We start from the raw sequence: 6,070 nt of genomic DNA, 5'->3' as shown, positions 1-6,070 counted from the left end.
AAATCAAACGGCCGAGTCATTCCGTCGCAGTCAAGATCTGTGCATCTACTAGCGCGAACGCGGGGACCCATAGCCACCGGCCCCGGTTGTTACAAACGACGTCGGCCGTTCTGCTTTATTGATAGATCACGCGGTATGGGTCCCTGCGTTCGCAGGGACGACGACAATCGAGAGAGCATCTCAAATGTCTAAATCTCACGGCCCCCTCCGCATCGGCGTCGGCGGCCCCGTCGGCTCGGGCAAGACCGCACTGATGGACCTGCTGTGCAAGTCGATGCGGGAGCGCTACGACATCGCGGCGATTACCAACGACATCTACACCAAATGGGATGCGGAGTTCCTGGTGCGTTCGGGCTCGCTGACGCCGGACCGCATCGCCGGCGTCGAGACCGGCGGCTGTCCGCACACCGCGATCCGCGAGGATGCCTCGATGAATCTGGCGGCGGTCGCCGACATGCGCGCGAAGTTTCCCGATCTCGATCTGGTGCTGATCGAATCCGGCGGCGACAATCTCGCCGCGACATTCTCGCCTGAACTGGCCGATCTCACGATCTACGTGATCGACGTCGCTGCCGGCGACAAGATCCCCTCGAAGGGCGGGCCCGGTATCGTCAGGTCGGACCTGCTGGTGATCAACAAGATCGACCTTGCGCCTTACGTCGGCGCCTCACTGGAGAAGATGGAGACCGACGCGAAAAGGATGCGCGGCGAGCGGCCATTCGTGATGACCAACCTGAAGAAGAGCGAGGGGCTCGATCGCATCATTGGCTTCATCGAGGCCAAGGGGGGCCTGCGCCCGGCGGCAAAGGCCAAGTAGGCCATGTAAGCTAGATGAACGGTCCAGCCGGGCGGGGCGGATAAGGGGCCAGGCCCAGCGCCCAGGTGAGTCCCGCGTTAAGATTAATATCCGGTCCCAGCGCCGGCTTCGCGGAATTGTCCGTTCTCGCCGGAACCAAATCGGCTCCGTCCGATTATCAACTTCTGGCCCCGCCAAATCAGCGTTAACGGCGGCCCGTGTTGTTGCCCGCTGCCAACCTGTTGCGTGCTGATGATCGCTCCGTCATATTCGCCGCGGTTGGCCTTTGCGCTATTGCCATGTGCTTCTGCCCCGGCAGACCCAAAGATGCTTTCAATACGTCTTCGCCAACACGTCATTCCTGAGTAAGCGAGTGGTTCGGCTGGGCTTCATTATCGGCTTCATCGCGCTGATCGGAGTTTTGCTCTCCGGTCTCGCAGCCTATCGCGTCCATGAGCAGGAACTGGCGCTTGACGGTATCGCGCTCGCCCGCGCCATCGACGTTCATGCCAGCCTGGTGCAGGACCGGTTGACAGAGCGCGAATTGCTCGCCCGCGTTGCATCCGGATTGTTTCGCACGCCCTCGGCAGTGAAGTCCAACATGCTGCAGCCGCTGCGGTCGGCGATCTATGCCTTCAAGACCGATTTCGTGATCGCGTCCTGGATCGCTCGTCTCAAGCCGGGCGATCTGGCCACGGCGCAGGCGGAGCTGAAGACCGCCGGCTTCACCAACCCGACGATCCGCGATTTCGACGACCGGCCGCTCGACATCAAGACCGTCGACAGGCCGCTCGACGTCCTGATGGACCAGGAGCCGCGCAGCGCGGATACGCTGGGCTTTCCCGGTCGCGCCTACGACCGCCATTCGGTGATCGGGCCGATGCTGGCGCAGGCGGCGGCCTCCGGCAAGCCGGTGGCGTCGGACCCAATTCCACTGCAGCGGCGGGACGGGCCGATCGGCATCGTGCTTGCCTCCGCCATTCTGAAGGATGGCACGGCGGACCCCGTGGGCTTCGTCACCTTTTCCTACGAGCTGGCGCCGTTGATGCTGACCAATGACGACCGCTCGCTGTTTGCGGTGGTGCTGAAGGACCCCGATGACGCCAGCGACGAATATGTCGCCAACGACCAGGGCGCCATCAGCCTGCGGCCGGTGAAGCAGGGCGATCCGTTGCCGTCGGTGGTGCGGACGGTGACGTTCGGCGGCCGCGACTGGTCGCTCGGCTATTATGCCAAGAACAATGCCGCACAGCGCGCGCAGCAGACAGCGGTCATCGTGGCGGCCATTGGCCTGGCGCTCACCGGCATCGTCTGCGGCCTGTTCGGATATGTCGCCTACAACAATCTGCGGCTCAGCCGCGAGATCCAGGTCCGTATCGGTTTCGAGCGACGATTGACCGCCGTCATCGACGAGCTCAACCACCGGGTCAAGAACATCCTGGCCGTGATCCAGTCGATCGTGACACGCACGCTGCGCCACGGCTCGGACATGGATGTGTCGCGCGAACTGCTAATCGGCCGCATCCACGCGATGTCGAACGTGGTGACGCTGCTCAGCGAAAGCCAGTGGCAAGGTGTCAAGCTCAGGGGACTGTTCGAGTCGCGCGCCATTCCGCATGCCGACCGGATCGTGGTCAACGGCCCGGACATCGCCGTCAGCGCGCGCGCCGCGCAGTCGCTGTCGCTGTTGTTCTTCGAACTGGCCTCGCATTCCGACGAGGGGCTGTCGCTGGTCGGCAAGCACCCGCACATCGTTGCCAACTGGGAAGTCACCGGCGAGGCGCCGGACGAGATTTTTCATTTCCGCTGGGAGGAGTTCAACACCAGCGCGGCGACGCGGCGGGAAGACTCGGATTTCGGTCTCATCCTGCTCGACCGCGTCGCGCCGGAAGCGATGGGCGGCACCGCGAAGCGCTACTTCACCGAGGTGAGCTATGTCTACGAACTCACCGCGCCGATGGTCACCGTCGTCGACATGACCGAGCGCGACCGCACCGAGCAGATTTCCGCACCCGTGCGGCCGGTAAAGTAGGGCGCACTCTCTCCGCACGTCGTCCCTGCGCACGCAGGGACCCATAACCACCGCTGCAAATTGTGAGGCAAGCTGTCTCTGTCCGCGTGCCACTTACGCGGGCCACGGCGTATGGGTCCCTGCGTGCGCAGGGACGACTCCGCTTTGCTCATCCGCGCTACAGCAACTACAAAACCACCAACAAAAAAGGCGGCCACGCGGGCCGCCTTTTCCATGTCATTTCGATAGCGTCATCACCCGCCATTGCCGCCGATCACGGCGCGCACGGTCTCGTCGGGTCCGAAATCCTCGGCGCCATCGACATAGAGCAGCGCTGACAGTTTCGAGCGCGCGCGGTTGACGCGGCTCTTGATGGTGCCGACCGCGCAGCCGCATATGGCGGCGGCGTCCTCGTAGGAAAACCCGGAGGCGCCGACCAGGATCAACGCTTCACGCTGATCCTGCGGCAGCTTGTCGAGCGCGTTGCGAAATTCCTCGAACTCCAGATGCGCATTCTGCGCCGGCTGGGTTTTCAGGGTTTTCGCGTAATTACCCTCGGCGTCCTCCACCTCGCGCCGCCGCTTCCTGTAGTCGGAGCGAAACAGGTTGCGCAGGATGGTGAACAACCAGGCTGGCAGGTTCGAGCCGGGTTGGAACGAGTCGATGTTGGCAATGGCGCGCAGCAACGTCTCCTGAACCAGGTCGTCCGCACGGTCGCCATTGCCTGAGAGCGAGATCGCGAACGCGCGCAGGCTGGGTACCGACGCCAAAATGTCGTCGCGAAGAGAGTCGGTGAGAGGCATTAGTCCCTCCCGTCAGTTTTTGCTGTTTCGTCGATCTGGGCGGCCGCCGCTTCCGGCCCATCGAGCTTACGGATCAGCTCCGCAAAGCGGTCCGGCACGCCTTGTCGGACCACGTCGTCGTACATGGCGCGGAGCTGATGGCCGATCCTAGATTGAATCTCGGCGTTTAGCCCGCCCTGCTTTTTTACTTCTTTCATGGTCTCATCCACGCTTCCCCGAGAGTTAAGTCTCTGTGGTTTCAAGAGGTTACCTCGAAATTGGGCCTAGGCCGCCGCGTTATAGGTCGAAGGCTAATGCGAATATGTGCGGAAGGTTCCGAAATCTGGGAACTTTTTCTGGAACTTTTTTGCCCTCCGCGAGTAATCGGGGTGACTGGGGAACCGGGGTCCCCCCGCCGAAACTAAATTTGACGCCCCGACGCGGCGCTTAAGGTTACGTCCGCCCGGCTGAGACCCTAAGTGTACGGCCATGAATACGGCCCAAGATAAGGATGGAATGGGGATGTCCCGATCACAGCTCGTTGCTGAACATCTGCCGCTGTTGCGGCGCTATGCCCGTGCACTGACCGGAAACCAGGCCTCGGGCGATGCCTATGTGGCCGCCATGCTGGAGGCCCTGCTGCAGGACGGCTCCCTGCTGGACGAACGGTTCGGCCCGCGCGCCGGGCTGTTCAAGCTGTTCACCCAGATCTGGAACTCGGTCGCGCTCAACGACAACCCCGACGTGGCGACGTTGGCGCTGCCGCCGGAGCGAAGGCTGTCCAATATCACGCCGCTGCCGCGGCAGGCTTTCCTGCTGCTGTCGCTCGAAGGCTTCTCCGAGGAGGAGGTGGCGTTCATTCTCAACACCGACATCGCCGAGACGCGCGCGCTGACGGATGCCGCAGGCCGCGAGATGGCGGCGGAAATCGCCACCGACGTCCTGATCATCGAGGACGAGACCTTCATCGCGATGGATCTCGAGAGCCTGGTGAAGAACCTCGGTCACAACGTGATCGGCGTCGCCCGCACCCATGCCGATGCGGTGGCGCTGGCCAAGAACAAGAAGCCCGGCCTTATCCTCGCCGACATCCAGCTTGCCGACGGCTCGTCGGGCCTGGATGCGGTCAACGAGCTGTTGAAGGTGTTCGAGGTGCCGGTGGTATTCATCACCGCCTATCCCGAGCGCTTCCTGACCGGTGAACGCCCCGAGCCCGCGTTCCTGATCTCAAAGCCGTTCCAGCCCGCGATGGTCTCCGCGGTCGCCAGCCAGGCGCTGTTCTTCCAGCGCAACTCGCGCAACCGCGCGCCGCGGGCGGCCACTGGCTGATCGAAGCGTTGTAGCGTAGAGTTGAAAAAATCCGGCGCGCCCCAGTGCGCGCCGGATTTTTGTTGGGGCAACCTGCCACGGTCTTCCTGGCGACGAACCTCTTGATGATGTGGGATAGGGATCGATGAGTGTCGGGCTGATCGGCCTTCTCGACGATATCGCAGCGATTGCCAAGGTGGCTGCAGCTTCCCTCGATGATGTGGCGAGCCAGGCCGCCAAAGCGGGCGCAAAGGCCGCGGGTGTCGTCATCGATGACACCGCCGTCACTCCGGGCTACGTGATCGGATTTACGCCCGCGCGCGAGCTGCCGATTGTAGGCCGGATTGCGGCAGGATCGCTGCGTAACAAGCTCCTGGTCCTGCTCCCCGCGGCCCTGGTGCTCAGCTACTTCCTTCCCTGGACGATCACGCCGCTCTTGATGCTGGGCGGCGCGTACCTCTGTTATGAAGGGGTCGAGAAAGTGCTGGAAGCGGTTATGCCCCATCAGGCGCACCAGCACGAATCCCAGCTCGGCACGGTCGCATTGAACGCGCAGTCGGTCGAAGACGAAAAAATCGCAAGCGCGATCAAGACCGACTTCATCCTCTCGGCCGAGATCATGGCGATCACGCTGGCGGCCCTCCCCGCAGGGAGCATCTGGAAGCAGGCGCTTGTGCTGGCGGTCGTGGCAATCGGAATCACTGTCGCCGTGTATGGCGTGGTGGCGCTGATCGTGAAGGCCGACGATGTCGGTGTAGCGCTGGTACGGAGCGACGGCGCCTCGGCGGCCGGCCGGGCGGTCGGCCGCGGCATCGTTCGTGGCATGCCCGTGCTTTTGAAATTCCTCAGCGTGGTCGGCACAGCCGCCATGATCTGGGTTGGCGGCGGTATCATACTGCATGGCCTCGAAGTCTACGGGCCTCCGGCCATAGGCTCAGCCGTCAAGGCCATGGAGGAGGCCGCAGCTCACGCGGTCCCGCCCGCGGCCGGTGTCCTTGAATGGATAGTCGAGGCGGCCATATCCGGTGTTGTTGGGCTGTTGGTTGGCGCAGCATCAATTCCGATCGCTGGGTTTGCCCTTGCGCCTGCATGGACAGGGTTGAAGCGTCTTCTGCGAGGCTGAAGAACCGCTTCTGCTCGCAGCCGCGCCACGGGCTGATCGAAGCGTCGTAG

General features: G+C 63.1%; 6 protein-coding genes. 4 read left to right on the top strand and 2 right to left on the bottom strand.

All coding sequences use genetic code 11. The annotated features are described in order from the left end of the window. The first annotated feature begins 184 nt into the window (after nt 1-184). Both ureG and CP49_RS34465 read left to right on the top strand, forming a co-directional pair. Nucleotides 185-817 (top strand): urease accessory protein UreG, encoded by a 633-nt coding sequence (gene ureG / locus CP49_RS34470; RefSeq protein ID WP_057854565.1) that lies wholly within the window; start codon nt 185-187, stop codon nt 815-817. Between the two features lie 352 nt (nt 818-1,169). After that, complete coding sequence (locus tag CP49_RS34465; RefSeq protein ID WP_057854564.1) at nt 1,170-2,828, top strand: CHASE domain-containing protein; 1,659 nt, start codon at nt 1,170-1,172, stop codon at nt 2,826-2,828. Nucleotides 2,829-3,061: 233 nt separating this feature from the next. Here the strand turns inward: CP49_RS34465 and CP49_RS34460 are convergent, their stop codons facing one another. Then, nucleotides 3,062-3,610 (bottom strand): sigma-70 family RNA polymerase sigma factor, encoded by a 549-nt coding sequence (locus tag CP49_RS34460; protein ID WP_057854563.1) that lies wholly within the window; start codon nt 3,608-3,610, stop codon nt 3,062-3,064. Further along, entirely contained in the window at nt 3,610-3,807 is a 198-nt protein-coding gene (locus CP49_RS34455; RefSeq protein ID WP_025588264.1) for a NepR family anti-sigma factor, read from the bottom strand. The genes CP49_RS34460 and CP49_RS34455 overlap by 1 nt, the downstream gene beginning before the upstream one ends. 304 nt (nt 3,808-4,111) lie before the next feature. On the opposite strand from CP49_RS34455, the gene CP49_RS34450 reads away from it, so the two are divergent. Both CP49_RS34450 and CP49_RS34445 read left to right on the top strand, forming a co-directional pair. Continuing rightward, entirely contained in the window at nt 4,112-4,918 is an 807-nt protein-coding gene (locus CP49_RS34450; protein WP_057854562.1) for a response regulator, read from the top strand. Between the two features lie 124 nt (nt 4,919-5,042). Beyond that, nucleotides 5,043-6,020, top strand: coding sequence for a DUF808 domain-containing protein (locus CP49_RS34445; protein ID WP_057854561.1), 978 nt, complete (start codon nt 5,043-5,045; stop codon nt 6,018-6,020). Nucleotides 6,021-6,070: the final 50 nt, after the last annotated feature.

The sequence above is a fragment of the Bradyrhizobium valentinum genome, from assembly GCF_001440405.1.
In the GTDB taxonomy this organism is placed as follows: domain Bacteria; phylum Pseudomonadota; class Alphaproteobacteria; order Rhizobiales; family Xanthobacteraceae; genus Bradyrhizobium; species Bradyrhizobium valentinum.
Note: the sequence above shows the minus strand (reverse complement) of the source record. Positions and strands in the feature narration are given on the sequence as shown.

Coding starts and splice junctions, on each gene's coding strand:
- CP49_RS34455 (WP_025588264.1), bottom strand. CDS start 3,807: ATGAAAGAAGTAAAAAAGCAGGGCGGGCTAAACGCCGAGATTCAATCT.
- CP49_RS34450 (WP_057854562.1), top strand. CDS start 4,112: ATGTCCCGATCACAGCTCGTTGCTGAACATCTGCCGCTGTTGCGGCGC.
- CP49_RS34445 (WP_057854561.1), top strand. CDS start 5,043: ATGAGTGTCGGGCTGATCGGCCTTCTCGACGATATCGCAGCGATTGCC.
- CP49_RS34460 (WP_057854563.1), bottom strand. CDS start 3,610: ATGCCTCTCACCGACTCTCTTCGCGACGACATTTTGGCGTCGGTACCC.
- ureG (WP_057854565.1), top strand. CDS start 185: ATGTCTAAATCTCACGGCCCCCTCCGCATCGGCGTCGGCGGCCCCGTC.